Source organism: Pseudosulfitobacter pseudonitzschiae, from assembly GCF_900129395.1.
GTDB lineage: Bacteria > Pseudomonadota > Alphaproteobacteria > Rhodobacterales > Rhodobacteraceae > Pseudosulfitobacter > Pseudosulfitobacter pseudonitzschiae.
In genome coordinates this window covers 300,548-321,118 of sequence record NZ_FQVP01000001.1, presented here as the reverse complement: position 1 = coordinate 321,118, position 20,571 = coordinate 300,548, and the positions used below count along the sequence as shown (strand labels likewise).

25 protein-coding genes are annotated in these 20,571 nt (G+C 63.3%); all 25 read right to left on the bottom strand.

The features are described 5' to 3' along the window. Positions 1 to 2 precede the first annotated feature (2 nt). The gene (gene nuoH, locus BUC08_RS01540) at positions 3 to 1,043 is read right to left on the bottom strand and encodes an NADH-quinone oxidoreductase subunit NuoH (protein ID WP_028956121.1); all 1,041 of its coding nucleotides are present in this window, start codon (positions 1,041 to 1,043) and stop codon (positions 3 to 5) included. A 6-nt stretch (positions 1,044 to 1,049) separates the two neighbouring features. Continuing rightward, a complete protein-coding gene (locus BUC08_RS01535; protein ID WP_037921259.1) occupies positions 1,050 to 1,433 on the bottom strand; it encodes a hypothetical protein in 384 nt (127 codons plus the stop codon). Then, complete coding sequence (gene nuoG / locus BUC08_RS01530) at positions 1,430 to 3,448, bottom strand: NADH-quinone oxidoreductase subunit NuoG (RefSeq protein ID WP_037921261.1); 2,019 nt, start codon at positions 3,446 to 3,448, stop codon at positions 1,430 to 1,432. Before nuoG ends, BUC08_RS01535 begins: the two co-directional genes overlap by 4 nt. A 3-nt stretch (positions 3,449 to 3,451) precedes the next feature. Continuing rightward, a complete protein-coding gene (locus BUC08_RS01525; protein ID WP_037921262.1) occupies positions 3,452 to 3,862 on the bottom strand; it encodes a DUF5333 domain-containing protein in 411 nt (136 codons plus the stop codon). Between the two features lie 134 nt (positions 3,863 to 3,996). Beyond that, complete coding sequence (locus tag BUC08_RS01520) at positions 3,997 to 4,323, bottom strand: hypothetical protein (RefSeq protein WP_037921264.1); 327 nt, start codon at positions 4,321 to 4,323, stop codon at positions 3,997 to 3,999. Further along, the gene (locus BUC08_RS01515; RefSeq protein WP_037921266.1) at positions 4,323 to 4,727 is read right to left on the bottom strand and encodes an MAPEG family protein; all 405 of its coding nucleotides are present in this window, start codon (positions 4,725 to 4,727) and stop codon (positions 4,323 to 4,325) included. Before BUC08_RS01515 ends, BUC08_RS01520 begins: the two co-directional genes overlap by 1 nt. Positions 4,728 to 4,729: 2 nt before the next feature. After that, the gene (nuoF, locus tag BUC08_RS01510; RefSeq protein ID WP_037921268.1) at positions 4,730 to 6,025 is read right to left on the bottom strand and encodes an NADH-quinone oxidoreductase subunit NuoF; all 1,296 of its coding nucleotides are present in this window, start codon (positions 6,023 to 6,025) and stop codon (positions 4,730 to 4,732) included. 6 nt (positions 6,026 to 6,031) lie between these two features. Further along, positions 6,032 to 6,250: a DUF5337 domain-containing protein gene (locus BUC08_RS01505; protein ID WP_037921273.1), complete on the bottom strand. Its 219-nt coding sequence runs from the start codon at positions 6,248 to 6,250 to the stop codon at positions 6,032 to 6,034. Between the two features lie 15 nt (positions 6,251 to 6,265). Beyond that, complete coding sequence (locus tag BUC08_RS01500) at positions 6,266 to 7,132, bottom strand: hypothetical protein (RefSeq protein ID WP_037921275.1); 867 nt, start codon at positions 7,130 to 7,132, stop codon at positions 6,266 to 6,268. 23 nt (positions 7,133 to 7,155) lie between these two features. Continuing rightward, positions 7,156 to 8,331, bottom strand: coding sequence for an NADH-quinone oxidoreductase subunit E (locus tag BUC08_RS01495; RefSeq protein WP_037921277.1), 1,176 nt, complete (start codon positions 8,329 to 8,331; stop codon positions 7,156 to 7,158). 91 nt (positions 8,332 to 8,422) lie between these two features. Then, positions 8,423 to 9,637, bottom strand: coding sequence for an NADH-quinone oxidoreductase subunit D (locus BUC08_RS01490; RefSeq protein WP_037921279.1), 1,215 nt, complete (start codon positions 9,635 to 9,637; stop codon positions 8,423 to 8,425). After that, positions 9,637 to 9,864, bottom strand: a complete 228-nt coding sequence (locus BUC08_RS01485) for a hypothetical protein (RefSeq protein ID WP_037921282.1) — start codon at positions 9,862 to 9,864, stop codon at positions 9,637 to 9,639. Before BUC08_RS01485 ends, BUC08_RS01490 begins: the two co-directional genes overlap by 1 nt. Continuing rightward, entirely contained in the window at positions 9,864 to 10,037 is a 174-nt protein-coding gene (locus BUC08_RS24735) for a hypothetical protein (protein ID WP_037921284.1), read from the bottom strand. Before BUC08_RS24735 ends, BUC08_RS01485 begins: the two co-directional genes overlap by 1 nt. Then, positions 10,037 to 10,666, bottom strand: a complete 630-nt coding sequence (locus BUC08_RS01480; RefSeq protein WP_037921286.1) for an NADH-quinone oxidoreductase subunit C — start codon at positions 10,664 to 10,666, stop codon at positions 10,037 to 10,039. The genes BUC08_RS24735 and BUC08_RS01480 overlap by 1 nt, the downstream gene beginning before the upstream one ends. Beyond that, the gene (locus BUC08_RS01475) at positions 10,663 to 11,064 is read right to left on the bottom strand and encodes a hypothetical protein (RefSeq protein ID WP_143186653.1); all 402 of its coding nucleotides are present in this window, start codon (positions 11,062 to 11,064) and stop codon (positions 10,663 to 10,665) included. The genes BUC08_RS01480 and BUC08_RS01475 overlap by 4 nt, the downstream gene beginning before the upstream one ends. Positions 11,065 to 11,084: 20 nt before the next feature. After that, positions 11,085 to 11,618 (bottom strand): NuoB/complex I 20 kDa subunit family protein, encoded by a 534-nt coding sequence (locus BUC08_RS01470; RefSeq protein ID WP_028956107.1) that lies wholly within the window; start codon positions 11,616 to 11,618, stop codon positions 11,085 to 11,087. Positions 11,619 to 11,860: 242 nt separating this feature from the next. Next, complete coding sequence (locus tag BUC08_RS01465; RefSeq protein WP_028956106.1) at positions 11,861 to 12,226, bottom strand: NADH-quinone oxidoreductase subunit A; 366 nt, start codon at positions 12,224 to 12,226, stop codon at positions 11,861 to 11,863. Between the two features lie 137 nt (positions 12,227 to 12,363). After that, entirely contained in the window at positions 12,364 to 12,627 is a 264-nt protein-coding gene (locus tag BUC08_RS01460; RefSeq protein ID WP_037921290.1) for a hypothetical protein, read from the bottom strand. A gap of 226 nt (positions 12,628 to 12,853) precedes the next feature. After that, positions 12,854 to 13,636, bottom strand: a complete 783-nt coding sequence (locus BUC08_RS01455) for a crotonase/enoyl-CoA hydratase family protein (protein WP_037921292.1) — start codon at positions 13,634 to 13,636, stop codon at positions 12,854 to 12,856. Positions 13,637 to 13,659: 23 nt separating this feature from the next. Further along, positions 13,660 to 14,514: a hydroxymethylglutaryl-CoA lyase gene (locus tag BUC08_RS01450; protein WP_037921295.1), complete on the bottom strand. Its 855-nt coding sequence runs from the start codon at positions 14,512 to 14,514 to the stop codon at positions 13,660 to 13,662. Between the two features lie 28 nt (positions 14,515 to 14,542). Further along, on the bottom strand, positions 14,543 to 16,477 hold the full coding sequence (locus BUC08_RS01445) for an acetyl/propionyl/methylcrotonyl-CoA carboxylase subunit alpha (protein ID WP_037921297.1): 1,935 nt from the start codon (positions 16,475 to 16,477) through the stop codon (positions 14,543 to 14,545). 60 nt (positions 16,478 to 16,537) lie between these two features. Next, positions 16,538 to 16,948, bottom strand: a complete 411-nt coding sequence (locus BUC08_RS01440; RefSeq protein WP_037921299.1) for an ASCH domain-containing protein — start codon at positions 16,946 to 16,948, stop codon at positions 16,538 to 16,540. A 25-nt stretch (positions 16,949 to 16,973) separates the two neighbouring features. After that, positions 16,974 to 18,581, bottom strand: a complete 1,608-nt coding sequence (locus tag BUC08_RS01435) for a carboxyl transferase domain-containing protein (RefSeq protein WP_037921301.1) — start codon at positions 18,579 to 18,581, stop codon at positions 16,974 to 16,976. Then, the gene (locus BUC08_RS01430) at positions 18,578 to 20,065 is read right to left on the bottom strand and encodes an AMP-binding protein (protein ID WP_051693875.1); all 1,488 of its coding nucleotides are present in this window, start codon (positions 20,063 to 20,065) and stop codon (positions 18,578 to 18,580) included. Before BUC08_RS01430 ends, BUC08_RS01435 begins: the two co-directional genes overlap by 4 nt. Continuing rightward, complete coding sequence (locus tag BUC08_RS01425; protein WP_224769734.1) at positions 20,062 to 20,556, bottom strand: lysozyme inhibitor LprI family protein; 495 nt, start codon at positions 20,554 to 20,556, stop codon at positions 20,062 to 20,064. The genes BUC08_RS01430 and BUC08_RS01425 overlap by 4 nt, the downstream gene beginning before the upstream one ends. Positions 20,557 to 20,571 lie beyond the last annotated feature (15 nt).

The following is a 20,571-nucleotide window of genomic DNA, read 5'->3' as shown; positions in this document are numbered from 1 at the left end:
GCTTAGCCCCCTACGGTCCAGCGCGCGTAAACGCCCCAGAACCATTCAAATTTTGCAGCGAATGCCACGAAGACCACCCAAACCAGGCTGAACGGCAGGAACACTTTCCAGCCCAGACGCATCAGCTGGTCATAGCGGTAGCGCGGGGTGATTGCCTTGACCATCGAGAAGATGAAAAAGACAAAGCCCATTTTCAGGATCATCCAGACGATGCCATCGGGCAGGAACGGCACCGGCGACAGCCAGCCGCCGAAGAACATCAGCGAAATCAGCGCGCACATCAACACCACGGCCACCAGTTCACCGATCATGAACAGCAAGAAGGGCGTGGACGAATATTCGACCTGATAACCGGCCACCAGTTCCGATTCCGCCTCGGGCAGATCGAACGGCGGGCGGTTGGTTTCGGCCAGCGCCGAGATCAGGAACAAGAACAGCATCGGGAAGTGCGGCAACCAGTACCAGTTGAAGACGCCCCAGTCGCCGTCCTGCGACCTGACGATGTCACCAAAGTTCATCGAACCGGACGAGATGATCACACCGATGATGATCAGACCGATGCTGACCTCGTACGAAATCATCTGCGCGGCGGACCGCAGCGACCCCAGGAACGGATATTTCGAGTTCGACGCCCAGCCGCCCATGATCACGCCGTACACTTCCAGCGATGAGACGGCAAAGACGTACAGGATTGCGACGTTGATGTTGGACAACACCCAACCGTCGTTGAACGGGATCACCGCCCAGGCGATCAGCGCCATAACAAGGCTGACCATCGGCGCCATGAAGAACACCGACTTGTCGGCGCCCGCAGGCACGACAACCTCTTTGACGATATATTTGCCAAAGTCCGCGAAACTTTGCAGCAGGCCAAAGACGCCCACGACGTTCGGCCCCCGGCGCATCTGGACCGCGGCCCAGATCTTGCGGTCGGCGTACATCAGGAACGCCAAAGCGACCAGAAGCGGGATCACCAGCAGGAAAATCTGCCCGATGATCAACAGGGCAATGCCCAACGGATGGTTCATGAAAAAGTCAGCCATAGGTCCTCACACCGTCGGTATCCCTTTTTCCGCACAGTTGGCAGCCTCGACTTCGGCGTCGATGGTGCGCAATCCGCGCGGCAAGGATGGCGAGATGGTGTAAACAGCATCTGCCTGCCACACGCCACCCTCTTCGTTTACATTTGTCCGCACATGGCGCGCAAATCCGTATCCCCGGATCAGCGTATAGCCAGCAGCGGCGCATTGCGCATAATCAGACACGTCCTTCGTGCTGAGCGCATTGGTCATTTCCACGTCGAACTGCACCAGATCGTTGTCCAGCAACGAGGTCTGAACGCCCCGGTAATCGGGAATCAGCCGCTCGGCGGTGATCTCCGGTTCGGAACAGGCGGCCAGCGGCGCCAAGGCTATGAGGCCCACGCGGATCATTCAGCGGCCATCGCCCCTTGGATGCGCGCCTTGGCGTTGGCGCTCAACTCGGCCATCAACTGGCTGGAGCGTGCAATCGGGTTGGTCAGCCAGAAATCGGACACCGCGTTGCGGAAGGACGCCGTGCCCAGTTTGCCCGTGGCCACGGGCTGCCATGCGTTTTCCGGCACCTCGTCCAGATCGGCGATATGCGGCACCGCCTCGACCAGCGCCGTGCGCAGGGCGGCCAGGTTGTCATAGGGCAGAACCGCCTCCAGCTCGCCCGACAGCGCGCGCAGGATGGCCCAGTTTTCCTTGGCCATACCGGGGGCAAAGCTGGCACGTTGGGCCAGTTGCGGGCGGCCTTCGGTGTTGATGAACACGCCGCTTTCCTCGGTATAGGCGGCACCGGGCAGGATCACGTCGGCGCGGTGCGCGCCCCGGTCGCCATGGCTGCCCTGATAGATCACGAATGCACCTTCGGCGATTTCAACCTCGTCCGCGCCAAGGTTATAGATCACGTCGGCCTCGGCCACCGCGTCCATGCCACGGTCGTTGACCGCGCCCACGTCCATCGCACCCACGCGGGACGCGGCGGTGTGCAGGACCATGAACTTCGACTTGGTGTCCTCGGCCAGCTTCATCGCGGCGGCCAGAACGGCCGCACCGTCCGCCTCTTGCAGCGCACCCTGTCCCACGATCACGATCGAAGGGGCGTCCAGCACGTCGCCATAATCCTTGCCCAGCAGGCTGTCCAGCGCGGCACGGTCGGTGCCGACATGGGCATAATCATAGGTCAGATCGACAGCTTCGCCCACCAGACCCACATTCGCGCCAGCGGTCCACGCCTTGCGGATACGCGCGTTCAGAACGGGCGCTTCGGTGCGGGGGTTGGTGCCGATCAGCTGGATGAACTTTGCGGTATCAATATCCTCGATCCGTGCGGTGCCCGCATAGGACGACCGGTTGCCCGCCTCAAGCTTGGCCCCATCGGTGCGGCATTCGACAACGCCGCCCTGCCCTTCGATCAACGACTTCAGCGCAAAGATCGCCTCGACCGGGGCCAGATCACCGACCAGACCGGCCAGTTTGTCCGCGCCTTTGATCTTGGACGCGGTCAGTTGCAGCGCCTCGCCCCAGTCGGCTTTGCGCAGCTTGCCGTTTTCACGGATGTAAGGCGTGTCCAGACGCTGGCGGCGCAGACCGTCCCAGACGAACCGGGTCTTGTCCGAAATCCACTCTTCGTTCACCCCGTCGTGGTTCAGCGGCAGGAACCGCATCACTTCGCGGCCCTTGGTATCAACGCGGATCGACGAGCCAAGCGCGTCCATCACGTCGATGCTTTCCGTCTTGGTCAGCTCCCAGGGACGGGCGGTGAACGCATAGGGTTTCGACACCAGCGCGCCCACGGGGCACAGGTCGATGATGTTGCCTTGCAGGTTCGAATCAAGCGTTTCGCCCAGATAGGACGTGATCTCGGCATCCTCGCCGCGCCCGGTCTGGCCCATCTGGGTGATACCAGCCACTTCGGTGGTGAAGCGCACACAACGGGTGCAGGAAATGCAGCGCGTCATATGGGTTTCGACCAGCGGCCCCAGATCCAGATCTTCGGTCGCGCGCTTGGGTTCGCGGAAACGGCTGAAATCAACGCCGTAGGCCATCGCCTGATCCTGCAGGTCGCATTCGCCGCCCTGGTCGCAGATCGGGCAATCCAGCGGGTGGTTGATCAACAGGAATTCCATCACGCCCTCGCGGGCCTTCTTGACCATCGGGCTGTTGGTTTTCACCACCGGCGGCTGGCCTTCGGGACCGGGACGCAGGTCGCGGACCTGCATCGCACAGGACGCCGCAGGCTTGGGCGGGCCGCCGACAACCTCGACCAGACACATCCGGCAGTTGCCCGCGATCGTCAGCCGCTCGTGGTAGCAAAAGCGCGGAACCTCGACCCCGGCCTGCTCACAGGCCTGGATCAGGGTCATGGCCCCGTCTACTTCGATTTCGTGGCCGTCGATGATGATCTTGCGAAGGTCGCTCATGCGTCAATTCACCCTGAGTAACGAACCGATCTGGCTCGATTTTTCGATTTCGTTGCGCCCAAGCGCGCAATACGTCTCTGGCTGTCCGACGACAACCCCATTGGCCGCCAAATATGCCTTGCCGCGCTTTTTCAGGCGCGCCTTTTCCGTATCGGACTTCCGATAGGCGTCAATTTCGGCGTCCGTATAGCCCAGGGCATGCGCCTGGCTTTTCAATCCGTTCAGATAACCCAGCGCACGGATCATGCGCGCCGAAATAGAGGGACAGGCGTTGCGAATCTCGTCGGCCAGCCCAAGGGCCAACAGCCCGTCGTCAATCGGCGTGTCGCGCAGATGCGGCTTGGCCACGGCGGCGGTGGTGGTGGCCATCGACAAGGCGATTGCGGCGCCCAGAACCAAAGTTGTCAGTCGCATGTTCAAGTCTCCTGTGCTGCGAAACGGGCCGCGCACGCGCGCGGGCCCCCGCTGGCAGATGGGAAACCTGCGCCCTGATATGCAATAACAAGGCCGCGCCACCGGGGAAACAGGGCGATATGTCGCCTCGCGGGTCATAGAAACTCGCATTTTCCTTGCAGCAACAGCTTGTCATTGCTCACCGACAACGAACCGTTTTCGGGGTCCGGTCCGCGCGTCCAGGCGATGTTCGACGTGCCGAAATTATCGACACAGTACTTGGTCGCCGCATGACGGCCCGCCTCGCGCGCCCCCTCAAGGCTCTGCGACACCTGCCGGACCTCGACCTGAAAGACCGAACGGTCGTCGCCCGCCTTCTTGGCCGTCGCGCGGTAATAGTGTCCGTCAAAGGCCAGGCCCTTTTCGCTCTTGGCACAGCCGGTCACCGCCAATGCCACCGCAAGGATACAGATCAGACGCATCAAAAAGCCCTCCAGATTGCCATGACGGCCAGCGCCAGCACGCAAACCATGCTGATCGCCCAGAACAGGCTGCGCATCGGCTGGTTGGTGGTGCCGATGTGCACATAGGCCATCACGATCCGCGCGACCAGAAACACCGAGGCAAACAGGTTCACCCAGAACGGTGCAGCCCCCATCATGATGGCCGCAACCAGCGCCGCGATGAACGGTCCCGCGCTTTCCACCGCGTTGGCGTGCGCGCGCCCCTTGCGGTACATCGCATTGGCATAGTCGCGTTTGACCTGCCCGCAGTCACAGCGCATCGCATCGGTGCGCCCCGATGCGGACAGCGCCGTCAGCACCATCATCAACAGGGCATAACCGGCCAGCGATACGATGGCGTGGGAATACAGGATCATGTCCATGATTATTCCGCCGCCACGGCACTGACGCGGCCTGTGCGTTTGTGCTTGATACGGTCCTCAATCTCATCGCGGAAGTTGCGGATCAGACCCTGGATCGGCCAGGCCGCCGCATCGCCAAGCGCACAGATCGTGTGGCCCTCGACCTGCTTGGTCACGTCCAGCAGCATGTCGATCTCTTCGACCTCGGCATCGCCTTTGACCAGACGGTCCATCACGCGCATCATCCAGCCGGTGCCTTCACGGCACGGCGTGCACTGGCCACAGCTTTCGTGCTTGTAAAAGGCCGCCAGACGCCAGATCGCCTTGATGATGTCGGTGTCCTTGTCCATCACGATCACCGCCGCCGTGCCCAGACCCGACCGCTGCTCGCGCAGATAGTCAAAGTCCATGATCGCATCGCGCATATGCTCGCCACGGATACAGGGCACCGATGACCCGCCGGGGATCACAGCCTTGAGGTTGTCCCAACCGCCGCGAATGCCGCCGCAATGCTTTTCGATCAGCTCTTCGAACGTGATCGACATCGCCTCTTCGACGACACAGGGGTTGTTCACGTGACCGCTGATCGCAAACAGCTTGGTGCCCGCGTTGTTGGGGCGGCCAAAGGACGAGAACCAGTCCGGCCCACGGCGCAGGATCGTCGGCACAACGGCAATGGATTCGACGTTGTTCACCGTGGTCGGGCAGCCGTACAGACCCGCACCCGCCGGGAACGGCGGCTTCATCCGGGGCATGCCCTTCTTGCCTTCAAGGCTTTCCAGCAGCGCGGTTTCCTCGCCGCAGATATAGGCGCCGGCACCGTGGTGCAGGTAGATGTCAAAGTCCCAGCCTGATTTCGCGGCGTTCTTGCCCACCAGACCCGCGTCATAGCATTCGTCGATGGCCGCTTGCAGCGCCTCGCGCTCGCGGATGTATTCGCCGCGAATGTAGATGTAGCAGGCATTGGCGTTCATCGCGAAAGACGCGATCAGGCACCCCTCGATCAGCGTGTGCGGATCGTGGCGCATGATCTCGCGGTCCTTGCAGGTGCCCGGTTCGGATTCATCCGCGTTCACCACCAGATAGGCGGGGCGACCGTCGCTTTCCTTGGGCATGAACGACCATTTCAGACCGGTCGGGAACCCCGCACCACCGCGCCCGCGCAACCCGCTGTCCTTCATCTGGGAGATGATCCAGTCACGCCCCTTCTTGATGATAGCGTCGGTGCCGTCCCAGTGGCCACGCGCCTGCGCGCCTTTCAGCGTGCGGTCGTGCATACCGTAGAGGTTGGTAAAGATCCGGTCCTTGTCCTGCAACATGTCCGTTCAGCCTTTGTCTTGCCGGCGCGCACGCCAGATGTTGAAACCCGTCCACAGCGCCCAGCCGAAACCGGCAAGCGCTGCGAGGTCAAAAAGGGCGTGGGTCCGGCTGGTCCAGCCGAGGTAGCCCCCTGCGATCGTCGTGCCAAGCCAGAAAAGCGCAACGCCGACAATCCACAGCGCCAGACGCTGCCCTGTCTTGTTTGTGCTATCCTTGCCTTGCATCAAATCTGTCGGCGTTTAGTAAACGCCGCCTTTCTTGACCTTGTTTGAAAACTCCGTGCTGCCACCCTTGGCCAGCACCTTGGCCTGTTTGACCCATTCATCACGGCTGACCCGACCTTTGAACCCCACAAGGTTCTGGTCGGCCCATTCCACTTCTTTTTTGCGCCATCCCGCCACCTGCGAAAAGTGGTAGATGCCCATTTCGTTCAGCAGCGCTTCCAGCTTGGGGCCGACACCCTTGATCTGTTTCAGATCGTCGGCACCGCCCTCGCGGGGGGCGTCCAGCATCTCGGGCTTGCCATCGGCGGCCACGGGCGCGCGCTTTGTGGTCGCGGCGGCGTCGGCATCCTTGTTTGCGGCTGCTTTGGCTGCCGGCGCTTTGGCTGCGGGGGCCTTCTTGGCCGGAGCCTTTTTGGCGGGCGCAGCCTTGGCCGGCGCCGCCTCTGCCGGTTTTTCGTATTTCCAGTCGCCCTTGCGCGCGGCCAGCTCTTCCTGACCTGCCAGGCGGGCGCTGGGTTTCACCAGCACCTTTTCGGCGGGCGCGGTTGCCGCAGCCACCACTGCCGGTTCGGCGCTTTCAGCCTCTGGCGCGGCGGCATCCGCCACGGGGGCGGTGTCAGCGGCAGGCTTGGGCGCAGCCGCGGCCTGTGCCGGGGCTGGAGCCTGTGCCGCAGTGTCCTGCGCCTGATCGGCCAGCGCACCGCACAGCATGGATTTCAGGAGAAAGCCGCCAACAACAAAAATCACGATCCCCGCAAGGATCGAGCTGAAGAATGTCCAGCCCGTAAAGGCAATCATCAGGATGGCAATCACCACCCCCGCAATCGCCGACAGCATCCAACACTTGCGTGTGCAATCCTGCATTTGTGTATTCTCGTTCATTTGGTCCCTCTCCTGATTAATTCTTATTCTTTATAGATACCGTCCTTTTTGGCACGGTTGGAAAATTCGGTCTGTTCACCGGCGGCCAGCTTGCCCGCCTGCTCGACCCAGTTGTCACGGCTGACGCGCCCCTTGAACCCGACAAGGTTCTGATCGGCCCATTCCACTTCTGCAGGCCCCCATTTGGCGATCTGGTCGTAATGGAAATAGCCCATTTCGTTCAGCATCGCTTCCAGCTTGGGACCGACGCCCTTGATCAGCTTCAGATCGTCGGCACCGGCCTTGCGGGGCGCTTTCATCGTGCGGGGCTTCTTGCCTGCACCAGCCTGGGCCGCGGGAGTGGGTTCGGTTTCGGTGCGCGGCGGTTTGGCCTTGGACTGTGCTTCGGACGCGGGCGCAGGTGCCACTTCGGCCTTGGTTTCGGTCACTGGCGCAGAGGGGGCCGTGCGTGTCTTGGGCTTGGCGGGCGGTTTGCCGGAGGCATTGGCCGCCTTGCCCTGCCACGGCGCGGTCAGCGGCACTTCGGTCCCGTCGATGCGCTTGATGGTGTCACCGATGTCCGTCGCAAGCTGGGCGCTGGCGTTATACTGCGTCTTGCCGCTGTCGTATTCCGTCAGCGAGGTCAGACCGCTCAGCGGCTCGGACGCATAGCGCCCGTTTTGCGGACCCGGCACAGGCACGCGGCCTGCGGCCATCTCGTCGATGATCTCGGCCATCCGTTCGGATGTCAGATCCTCGTAATAATCCTTGCCGATCTGGGCCATGGGCGCGTTGGCGCAAGAGCCCAGGCATTCGACCTCTTCCCACGAGAACTTGCCATCCGCAGACAGCTCGTGCGGTTTCGCCGCGATCTTCTTCTTGCAGACCGCCATCAGGTCCTCGGCGCCGCAGATCATGCAGGACGTGGTGCCGCAGACCTGAATATGTGCCACGGAACCAACCGGTTGCAGCTGGAACATGAAGTAGAAGGACGCCACTTCGAGACCGCGAATATAGGCCATGCCCAGCATTTCGGACACATGTTCAATCGCCGGACGGGTCAGCCAGCCCTCTTGCTCTTGCGCGCGCCACAGCAGCGGAATGATGGCGCTGGCCTGACGGCCCTCGGGGTACTTGGTGATCTGCGCCTCGGCCCAGGCCTGGTTGGCGGGGGTGAAGGCAAAGCTTTCGGGTTGGTCAGGGTGCAAGCGGCGGAGCATCAGTTCGACTTTCGGTTCGCATGGCAGAGGTGGGAGCCTCCGGCGGGAGTTTTACGGGCAAGATGAAGTGCAGGGATGACCGGGGACAACATCACCGGTCAATCTCTCCGAACACGACATCCATGGTGCCGATGATCGCGGCGACATCGGCCAGCTGGTGGCCACGGCTGATGTGGTCCATCGCCTGCAAGTGCAAGAACCCGGGCGCGCGGATCTTGGCGCGGTAGGGTTTGTTGCTGCCATCGGCCACAAGATAAACGCCGAATTCGCCCTTGGGGGCCTCGACGGCGCAGTACACTTCGCCAGCAGGCACGTGGAACCCTTCGGTATAAAGCTTGAAGTGGTGGATCAGGCTTTCCATCGAGGTTTTCATGTCCGTCCGGCTGGGCGGGGTGATCTTGCCGCGCGCCAGAACGTCGCCGGTGGCTTCGCGCAGCTTGGCAATGGCCTGTTTGATGATGCTGACCGACTGGCGCATCTCTTCCATGCGCACAAGGTAGCGGTCGTAGCAGTCGCCGTTCTTGCCCACCGGAATCTGGAAATCGAACTCGTCGTAGCATTCATAGGGCTGCGACCGGCGCAAATCCCAGGCCAGGCCAGAGCCGCGCACCATCACACCAGAGAAGCCGTATTCCAGAATGTCATCTTCGGTCACCACGCCAATGTCGGCGTTGCGCTGTTTGAAAATGCGGTTTTCGGTCAGCAGCCCGTCGATGTCGGCCAGAACGGCGGGGAATTCATGCGCCCACTGTTCGATGTCGTCCAGCAGCGCATCGGGCAGGTCCTGATGCACACCGCCAGGGCGGAAATAGGCCGCGTGCAGACGTGCACCGCAAGCCCGCTCGTAAAAGATCATCAGCTTTTCGCGCTCTTCAAAGCCCCACAGCGGCGGGGTCAGCGCGCCAACGTCCATCGCCTGCGTGGTCACGTTCAGCAGGTGGTTCAGCACGCGCCCGATTTCCGAGTACAGCACCCGGATCAGCGAGGCACGGCGCGGCACCTCGACGCCGGTCAGCTTTTCGATGGCCAGACACCAGGCGTGTTCCTGGTTCATCGGGGCCACATAATCCAGCCGGTCGAAATAGGGCAGGTTTTGCAGGTACGTCCGGCTTTCCATCAGCTTTTCGGTGCCACGGTGCAGCAGGCCGATGTGCGGATCGCAGCGTTCCACAATCTCGCCGTCCAGCTCCAGCACCAGCCGCAACACGCCGTGTGCCGCCGGGTGCTGAGGCCCGAAGTTGATGTTGAAGTTGCGGATTTTCTGCTCGCCCGTCAGGGCGTCTTCGAAACCTTTGGAGCCATCCATCATGATAAATCCTCTTCAATCTTACGCGGCTCGGAAGTGGCAAACGCCCAGAGCAGTATGTAGGGGCCCATATATGGAACGAGGCAAAACACCAACGTCCACACCGGATAGCCATGTCGTTTCTGAATGACGCGGGCGGGAAGCGCAAACAGAGTCAAAAGGATCAACATCGCAAAAAGAGCAGATGTCGAATAGTACCAGTCCGCCTGAAAATACTGGTCGCCCATCAGCGTTTCTCCAGCTCTTGCAGGCGCATCCCGATCCACCACAGCAACGCAATGGTGCCGAACGGGATCAGACAGACCGCAGACCAGTATTTATTGATGCCAAAGAACGGCAGCAGCTTGATCATCGGAATGATCGTCAGCGCCGACAGTATCAGCCACCAGACGCCACCCATCACTTGGCATCCTTGCTCACGTGTCCGTCCGGCGCGACCTTGTCATCGCCCGGCAGGATGTATTCGGCACCCTCCCAGGGGGACATGAAATCGAACTGGCGGTATTCCTGCACCAGGCTGACGGGTTCGTAGACCACGCGCTTTTGCGCCTCGTCATAGCGGACCTCGGTGTAGCCGGTCGTCGGGAAATCCTTGCGCAGCGGATAGCCGCGAAAGCCATAGTCGGTCAGGATGCGGCGCAGGTCGGGATGGCCCGAGAACAGGATGCCGAACATGTCGAAAACCTCGCGCTCGAACCAGTCGGCCGACGGGTGCACGGATGTGATCGACGGCACCATCGCATCCTCGCGCACCGACACCCGCAGGCGGATGCGCTGGTTCTGGTACATGCTGAGGAAATGGTAAACCACATCGAACCGCTTGGCGCGGCCCGTGTAGTCCACCGCCGTGATGTCGACCAGCGACGAGAACCGGCAGGTCGCGTCGTTCTTCAGGAATTCGACCAGCCCCACGATGTTGTTGGGCGTGACATCCACGTTCAGCTCGCCGTGGCTGACGTCCCAGGACAGAACGCAGTTGGGGCGTTTGGCTTCGATGTAGGCGCCAAGTTCGTTCAGGGCTTCGCTCATCTCGTTGTTCCTTCCGATAAGGGCCTCGTTTCGCCCTCATTCCAATATGCGCCCGGCCCGCCCATCAACGTGGTGAAGTGGATCAGATGCGCCTCGATTCCGGCGATGGCGCGCGCATCGGGCTTCATTTCGAACTGCACCCTGATCACGGTCGGGTCGGTTTTGGTCACTTCGGCAACGGCACCGGGTATGCCCTGCTCGACCTCGGCCTGAATGCACAACGCGCTGGTTGCATCGTTGAACCGGGCCGTGAACGCCACTTCGCATATCCCGTCCAGTCCGCCCGACTGCCTGGCCATGACAGCAAGCCGTTCTTCGATCTCGCGCCTGCGCTCCCGGGCGGGCTTGGGGTTCGCCAAAAGCTTTCTCCGCCCACGCCACGTTTCGAAGGCGCGCATTGTATTGGCCATGACACCGATCACCGCACGATTGTCCCGGTGCGGCGCATCTTGCGCTGCAATTGCATGATCCCGTACAGCAACGCCTCGGCCGTGGGCGGGCAGCCCGGCACGTAGATGTCCACCGGCACGATGCGGTCGCAACCGCGCACCACCGAATAGCTGTAGTGATAATAGCCGCCGCCATTCGCGCAGGAGCCCATCGAGATCACATAACGCGGCTCGGGCATCTGGTCGTACACCTTGCGCAGGGCCGGTGCCATCTTGTTGGTCAGCGTGCCCGCCACGATCATCAGGTCCGACTGGCGCGGAGACGCGCGCGGCGCGGTGCCGAACCGTTCCAGATCATAGCGTGGCATCGACGTGTGCATCATCTCGACCGCGCAGCACGCCAGACCGAATGTCATCCAGTGCAGGCTGCCGGTGCGGGCCCAGTTGATCAGATCCTCGGTCGAGGTCAGCAGAAAGCCCTTGTCCTGCAACTCGGCGTTCAGGCTCTGGGTTGCGACCTCGCGGTCGGCTCCCGCAGCGTTCGGTGATGTGGCAATTGACATATGCGCTTCGCTCCAGCGTTTTGTCGGGATGACGGGGTGCGAATTTCCGCCGACCCGCATGTTGTTCTCGGGTGTAGCCCAGCCCTGCCAGAGCGTCAACGCGACATGGTCGCATGTCCCCCCGGAAAAAGCAGGCCCGTTCGATGGGGTGCTTGCAGAATAAACCGTTAATCCCTCTGCTTGCTTGAAATGACAAAAGCCGCCCGTGCGGGGCGGCTTTTCAACTCTGGCTTACCCGTGGATCACTGCCACTCAAGTGCGCCTTTTTTCCACTCATAGGCAAATCCTGCGGTCAGGACGCCCAGGAAAACCATCATCGACCAGAAACCTGTCATGCTGATGTCCTTGAACGCGACGGCCCAGGGAAACAGGAATGCGATTTCCAGATCGAAGATGATGAACAGGATCGACACCAGGTAGAACCGCACATCGAATTTCATCCGCGCATCGTCGAATGCGTTGAACCCGCATTCATAGGCGCTGACCTTTTCGGGGTCGGGACGGCGCACGGCAATGACCAGCGCGGCGAGGATCAGAATCAGGCCCAGTGCAATGGCAACGGCCAGAAACACCAGAATCGGAAGGTATTCGCGCAGCATCTCGTCCACGTTTGGTTCCTTTGCTTTGCCGGCGCACCAGATCGCGCGGCCCCGGAGATTGGTGCAGGTTTACGCGGCACTTGCGGCGGGGTCAACCGAGAGGCGGGCAGTTTGGCGCGCCCTTTGCCCCCCGTCCCCTGTGCGGCTCAGGATTTGTCCCTGTCCTCATCCTCGGGGTCGCTCCTGGCCTCGGGATTGTTATAGTCGTTGGGATCAAAGTCCTCGGGGTCATAGGCCTCTTCGTCCTCGGCAATGCCGGTGACGTGGGTGGTTCCGGTCTCTTCATTGTAGACCAGCCCGTAACTTGCCTTGCCTTCGGAATTGTAGCGCAGATATTCATGGATGCCCGCGTAGATAAACGCCACCGCGAAGGGCAGGATGATCAGGAGTGCGATCCAGTGAAGTGCCATAAAGCGCTCCTTTGCTATGTGGATGGGTCAGCGGGGGCCAATGCCCGACAGGCAGTGGGACGCGTCCGCTTTGGATGTGTGCCGGTTACTTTAACCAGATGGCGCATGCGGGAGGTTTGTCAAACCAGGCCGCAGAGATCAAGCAAGGGATAGGGATGCCACGAGCCACGACGGGCAACGCGCACCCTGTCCGCAAGTCCCCGTCCGCGACCAAGGCCGTCGGCCCTCACCCCATCCACGCCGCCTTGCGCTTGTCAAAGAACGCGCCGATGCCTTCGGCGGCTTCCTCTGTTTCCCAGCGGTCTTTCAGAGCCTGAATGGTCATGTCGATGGTCCCCGCATCAATGCGCGGCCCCAGACTGCGCGCCAGCGCCTTGGCCGAGGCAACGGCGCCGGGGGCCGTGCTGAGATAGGGCAGCACCTCTGCTTCAACGGCGGCGGCCAGATCATCCGCCGGCACCACCCGCGCCAACAGGCCCAGTTCCACCGCCTCGGCAGCATCGAACAGGCGGCCGGAAAAGAACACCCGCCGCGCCCGCCCCTCGCCCATACGGGCGATGACATAGGGGCCGATGGTGGCCGGGATGATCCCCAGGCGGACTTCGGTCAGGCCCATCTTCAGATGGTCCGCACCGATGGCCACATCACAGACCGACGCCATGCCGACGCCACCGCCGAATGCATTGCCCTGCACCCTGCCGATCAGCGGTTTGGGCATCGTGTTCAGCGCCTGCAACATATGCGCGAGCTTCCCCGCCTCACGCGCCCGTGTCTCGGGATCGGCGGCCATCTGTTCGCGCATCCAGTCCAGGTCGCCGCCCGCACAGAACGATTTGCCCGCGCCGGTCAGCACCACCACCCGCACCGCATCATCCGCGCCCAGCGCCGCCGCCGCGTCTGTCAGGTCGGCCAGCATCTGCGCCGACATCGCGTTGTGCTTTTCCGCGCGGTCCAGCGTCAGCGTGGCCACACCGCGTGCGTCCACGTCGATCGAAATCGTCTTGTACATATTCCTGTCCTTTTCGTACGTCTTCAGCTGCGCAGGCTGCGGGCAAAGGCCGCCGCCTCGGCAATGACATCCGCGTCCAGCCCGGTCTGATAGCCCAGCCGTTTCAGATGCGCCGCCACCGCTTCGGTCGCCACGTTGCCCGACGCGCCGGGGGCATAGGGACATCCTCCCAAGCCACCCACTGCCGCGTCGAACACGCGCAACCCCATCGCCAGTGCCGCGTCGATATTATCCATCGCGCGCCCGTTCGTGTCGTGAAAATGTCCCGCCAGACGCCCCGCAGGCACCACGTCACGCACCGCCAGCAGCATCCGCGCCACCGCGTCGGGCGTGCCCTTGCCAACGGTGTCGCCCAGGCTGATCTCGTAACAGCCCATGCCGAACAGCTTGTCGGCCACATCGGCCACCGCCTGCGGTGCGACGGGTCCGTCATAGGGGCATTCCACCACGCAGGACACATAGCCCCGCACCGGCAGGTCAATGTGGCGCGCCGCCTCGATCATCGGGGCGAACCGTTCCAGCGATTCCGCGATGGTCGCGTTGATGTTGGCCTTGGAGAACCCTTCCGAGGCCGAGGCAAAAACCGCGATCTCGTCCGCGCCCGCCGCCTGCGCATCCTCGAACCCGCGCATGTTGGGGGTCAGCGCCGCATAGCGGATGCCGTCGCCACGGGTGATTCCCGCCAGCACCTCGGCGCTGCCTGCCATCTGCGGCACCCACTTGGGGCTGACGAAGGACGCGCATTCGATGCGGCTGAAACCGGCGCGGCTGAGCATATCGACCAGCTTGACCTTGTCGGCCACCGATATCTCTTTGGATTCGTTCTGCAATCCGTCGCGTGGACCGACTTCGAAAATCTCACAGGCACCCAGACTCATGGCAATTCCTCCCTTGCTCGAAACCAGCCTAGGCCTCCGGTTCCAATTGCACCAGTGCCGCGCCGGCCTCGACCTGCGCGCCCTCTTCCACCAGCACCTCGGCCACCACGCCGTCGCGGATGGCCAGCAGGCTGTGTTCCATCTTCATCGCCTCCAGAACCGCCAGCCGTTCGCCCGCCTTGACCGCCTGCCCCGCCTTGGCGAACAGCGCCCGCACCAGCCCCGGCATCGGTGCCTCGATCAGGTTGCCATCGCCGCCTGCGGCACTGGCGCGTTCCAGCGGATCAACCACGGTATAGGCAAGTCCATAGCCGTCAAAGACGGTGAGCTGCGCCCCTGCCTGCGCCACATCCGGTGCCGCCTGTCCGTCGATCTGCCAGAATGCGCCAACGCGGCGTACCGCGACCGGCGTGCCGTCCACGGTCCAGTCCTGCGCCGTTGGCCCCAAGACATCCACCGTCAGGGCAACGTCCGCGCCGTCATGCACCAGCGTCAGGCTGCGCCGCAGCGGTGCCCACAGGGCAAAGCCCGTGTCGGCAGCGGGCCGGTCCAGCCCCAGCGTCACCATCCCTGCCGCCACCGCGTGACGCGGCGCGGCCTGCGGAGCCGCCACCAGATCGTCCAGATCACGTGCGATCAGGCCGGTGTCCACCTCGCCCCGGCCAAAGCCCTTGTGGCCCGCCAGCGCCCCCAGAAAGGCAAGGTTGGTCACCGTGCCGCCCACCTGCGTGCCCGCAAGTGCGGCGCGCAGCCGCGCCAGTGCCACGTCGCGGGTGGGGCCGTGCACGATCACCTTGGCGATCATCGGATCGTAAAACGGGCTGATCACATCGCCCGCCCGCACACCGCTGTCGGCGCGGCACCCATCGGGGAACTGCAAATGCGTCAGCGTGCCGGTCGCGGGCAGGAAGCCCTTCGGCACATCCTCGGCATAGAGCCGCGCCTCGAAGGCGTGGCCGCTGATGCCCAGTTCTTCCTGTGTGGCGGGCAAAGTCTCGCCCGCCGCGACGCGCAACTGCCATTCCACCAGATCGACGCCGGTGATCGCCTCGGTTACGGGATGCTCCACCTGCAACCGCGTGTTCATCTCCATAAAGAAAAACCCGTCGGCGTTCAGCCCGTCCGACCCGTCGACGATGAATTCCACCGTGCCCGCACCGGCATAGCCGATGGCCTCGGCGGCGCGCACAGCCGCCGCGCCCATGGCGGCGCGTATCTCGGGTGTCATGTCGGGGGCCGGTGCCTCTTCGATCACCTTCTGGTGGCGACGCTGCAACGAGCAATCGCGTTCGAACAGATGCACCGCACGGCTGCCGTCGCCAAAGACCTGCACCTCGATATGGCGCGGTTTGCTGACGAATTTTTCAACCAGCACATCGGCATTGCCAAAGGCGGTCTTGGCTTCGGACCGGGCCGAGGCCAGCGCCTCTTGAAAGCCCTCCGGCGTCTCGACCTGACGCATCCCCTTGCCGCCGCCGCCCGCGACGGCCTTGATCAGCACCGGATAGCCGATCTTGTCAGCCTCTGCCGCCAGCAGATCGTCCGATTGGTCCGCCCCGTGATAGCCGGGAACGACCGGCACGCCTGCCTCGACCATCAGCGCCTTGGCGGCGTCTTTCAGCCCCATCGCGCGGATCGCTTTGGCGGATGGCCCGATAAACACCAGCCCCGCCGCCTCAACCGCCTCGACGAAATCGGGGTTCTCGGACAGGAACCCATAGCCGGGATGGATCGCCTGCGCGCCCGTCTCCAAAGCCGCGCGAATGATCGCATCGCCGCGCAAATAGCTTTCCGACGGGGCCGACCCGCCAATGTGCACGGCGCGGTCGGCCATCGCCACGTGCTTGGCCCCCGCATCGGCATCCGAATAGACCGCCACACAGGCAACCCCCATGGCCTGCGCCGTTTCCATCACCCGACAGGCAATCTCGCCCCGGTTCGCAATCAGGATCGTGTCAAACATCATTCCCGTCCTTGTTCATAATTTCTCGCCTCAGGTCTGGCGGGGCTGCACCCCGACCGGTCAGAATTCCTCGACCACCTCGAAGCGCTCCCAGATCAGCACCATGTCTTCCGAGAATATCCCCTTGCGCTCGTAGTAGCGCCGGTGCCCGGCCTTCCAACTTTCCAGCGTGTCGTCTTCGCCCTCGGCCAGCGCCATATGCGCGGGCATGTCGGCCCAGGTGGTTTCGACCAGCTCCTTGGTCTCGATCACCAGTGCGGGACGGCCATCGGCATCCAGCGCAATGTCGCGCCGCCCGATCACCGGCATCTGTTCCTGTCCGGCTTCGACTTCGACACGCGCGGTGCAGGTTGCACGCTTTGCCCCGGAGCGCACCAGCGCCGTCAGATCGGCGATCAACGCGGGCGTGTCCCCGAAGGAAAAGGTTTCCGCCCCGGGATAGCGGGCCTGGACGTCTTTCAGTTCTGCCATTTCCTGTCTCCTTGTTCGCGCCGGATCACATCCGGAACAGGCCAAAGCGCGTGTCGGCAATCGGCGCATTCAGGCTGGCGCGCAGGCTCAGGTCCAGCACGTCGCGGCTTTTGCGCGGGTCGATCACCCCGTCGTCCCACAGCCGCGCGCTGGCATAAAGCGGGTGCGACTGTTCCTCGAACATATCAATCGTGGGCTGCTTGAACGCCTGCTCGTCTTCGGCACTCCATGTCTCGCCGCGCGCTTCCATGCCGTCGCGTTTGACCGTGGCCAGCACGCCCGCCGCCTGTGCGCCGCCCATGACGCTGATGCGGCTGTTGGGCCATGTCCACAGGAAACGCGGCGAATAGGCGCGCCCCGCCATGCCATAGTTGCCCGCCCCGAACGATCCGCCGACCAGCATGGTGATTTTCGGCACCGAGGTTGTCGCCACGGCCGTCACCATCTTGGCCCCGTGGCGCGCGATGCCTTCGTTTTCGTATTTGCGGCCCACCATGAAGCCGGTGATGTTTTGCAGGAACACCAGCGGGATTTTCCGCTGCGAACACAGCTCGACGAAATGCGCGCCCTTTTGCGCGGCTTCGGAGAACAGCACCCCGTTGTTGGCGATGATGCCCACGGGCGTGCCTTTGACATGGGCAAAGCCGCAGACTAGCGTTTCGCCGAAACGGGATTTGAACTCGTCGAACACGCTGCCATCGACCAGCCGCATGATCACCTCGCGGATGTCATAGGGCGTGCGCGCGTCCGCAGGGACCACGCCCAGCAGTTCCGACGGATCATAGGCCGGTTCGGCGTAGCTGACGGGATCGGTCGTCAGACGCGACGCGGCACCTTCCAGCGACCCCACCGCGCGGCGGGCCAGAGCCAGCGCATGTGTGTCATCCTCGGCCAGATAGTCCGCCACGCCGGACAGGCGCGTGTGCACATCGCCGCCGCCCAGATCCTCGGCTGTGACGACCTCGCCCGTTGCGGCCTTGACCAGCGGGGGGCCGGCCAGAAAGATGGTGCCCTGATCGCGCACGATGATGGTGACGTCGGACATGGCAGGCACGTAAGCCCCGCCCGCAGTACATGATCCCATCACGACAGCGATTTGCGGGATACCTTTTGCGCTCATCTGCGCCTGATTGAAAAAGATGCGGCCAAAGTGGTCACGGTCGGGAAACACTTCGTCCTGATTGGGCAGGTTCGCGCCGCCGCTGTCCACCAGGTAGATGCAGGGCAGATGGTTCGCCTCGGCAATCTCCTGCGCGCGCAGGTGTTTCTTGACCGTCATCGGGTAATAGGTGCCGCCCTTCACCGTGGCGTCGTTGCACACGACCATCACGTCGCGGCCCATCACCCGGCCAATGCCGGTGATGACACCCGCACCGGGGGCATCGCCACCGTACATGCCGTGGGCGGCTGTGGCACCCACCTCCAGAAACGGGCTGCCGGGGTCCAGCAGGTTCGCCACACGCTCGCGCGGCAACATCTTGCCGCGTTTCACATGCCGCTCACGCGACCGCGCGCCGCCGCCCAGCGTGGCCGCCTGCGCCGCCTCCTGGATCTGTTGCAAGGCCGCCTCGTGCGCCTGCTGGTTGGCTTTGAAATCAGCCGAAGAAGTCAAAATCTGTGACGTCAGTTTCATGCCGTCCCTTTCCCAGTTTCTGCCACCGCTTGCGCACGCAGCGCCTTGCGGATCACTTTGCCCGTCACCGTCATCGGCAGCGCATCGACGAATGCGATTTCGCGCGGGTATGAATATTGCGCCAGACGCGCCTTGACATAGTCTTGCAAGCTTTGTTCGGTCGCCGTGGCCCCGTCTTTCAGCACCACATAGGCCTTGACGATCTCGGTGCGCAGCGCGTCGGGTTTGCCGACCACGCCGACGGTCGCCACGTCCCCATGGGTCATGAGGCAATCCTCGATCTCGGCGGGGCCGATGCGGTAGCCGGACGAGGTGATCACGTCATCCTCGCGGCCTATGAACCGCAGATAGTCGCCTTCCCACAGGCCACGGTCGCCGGTCAGCATCCAGTCGCCGCGAAACTTTTCTGCCGTCGCTTCGGGCCGCTGCCAATAGCGCAGCATCATGCTGGGCGCGCCGCGGCGGATGGCGATGTCGCCCTCTGCGTCGGTGGGCTGGCCCGCGTCGTCGATCACCGCGATGTCAAAGCCGGGCACCGGTTTGCCGATGCATCCCGGGCGCGGCGGGAAATCGGCGGCGCAGCTGCTGGCGACCATGTTGCATTCGGTCTGGCCGTAAAATTCGTTGATCTGCACGCCAAAGGCATCCCGCCCCCAGGCCAGCATTTCCGCGCCCAGCGGCTCGCCGCCGCTGGCGACGGTGCGCAGGCCGGGCAGCTTTGCCCCTGCCGCTTTCAGCATCCGCAGGGCCGTGGGCGGAAAGAACACATTGCGCACGCGCCCCTCGGCCACGATCTGCGCGCAGCGGTCCACGTCGAATTTCGGCATACGGGCGGCAACCACCGGCACCCCCAGCCGCAGCCCCGGCATCAGCACATCGAAAAGCCCGCCGATCCACGCCCAGTCGGCGGGTGTCCACAGGCAATCGTCCGGCTGGCCCAGATGGTCGTGGCTGGCGCTGACACCGGGCAGATGTCCCTCAAGCACGCCGTGCCCGTGCAGCGCGCCCTTGGGCGTGCCGGTGGTGCCCGAGGTATAGATCAGCACGCAGGGCACATCGGTCCCGCCCGGCGCATAGTCCACCGGTCCACCCGCGACACCGCAGGTCGCGGCGATCACCGGGGTTGCCAGATCGCTCAGCAACGCCGCCCCTTCGGCATCGGTCAGCACCAGCGCAGCACCGGCATCGTTGATACGGGACGCCAGCGCATCGCGCTGGAACAGCTTGAACAGCGGCACCGAGATGGCCCCGACCTTCCAGATCGCCAGATGCGCCGCTGCGCACCATGGCGTTTGGCTGAGCAGCACGCCCACACGGTCGCCCGCCTGAACGTGCCGTGCCAGATAGCGCGCGATGCCGTCGACCCTGTTGGCCAGCTCGCCATAGCGCACATCACGGCGCGGCCCGTCCGACAGGTCGATGATCGCCACCGCCTGCGGGTCATGGTCCAGACAGGTCCGCGCTATGTTGGGCAGAGTGGTCACTCACCAATCCCGCTGTTGACCAGATACAGCGCCTGCTGCCCGGTCAGCCGCATCAGGCACCCATACGTAGCAGGGCCACCACCGGTGCCGCCGCCCCAATGCGAGCGTTCGTAATCGCAGGTCGCGTCGCGGAAGGGTATCCACGCCCGCTGCATCTCGCGCAGCGCCGTTGCAGAAGGCGTGCCATCGACATATTCATCCGCTTCGCGTGCCCGCTTGAGGGCCTTGCTATAGTTTTCGTTCAGCTTGGCATCCCAATACTGCAACTCGCGGTCCAGACAGCCCGACATCGCTGCGGTGGACGAGCCACCGGGCGTGTCCTCCATGCAGGCGTTGGCAGATGCGCCGACACAGGCCATCTGCCCTGCCAGATCGGGGGCATGCGCCACGCAGGATGCGGTGATTTCCGTGTTGAACGTCAGCTCCTGCGCCGCCAGAGGGGCAGCGGGGCCGGCCAGAATGGCCGCGATCAGGGTTCGTTTCAAAAGCATTTTCAATCCTTTGTT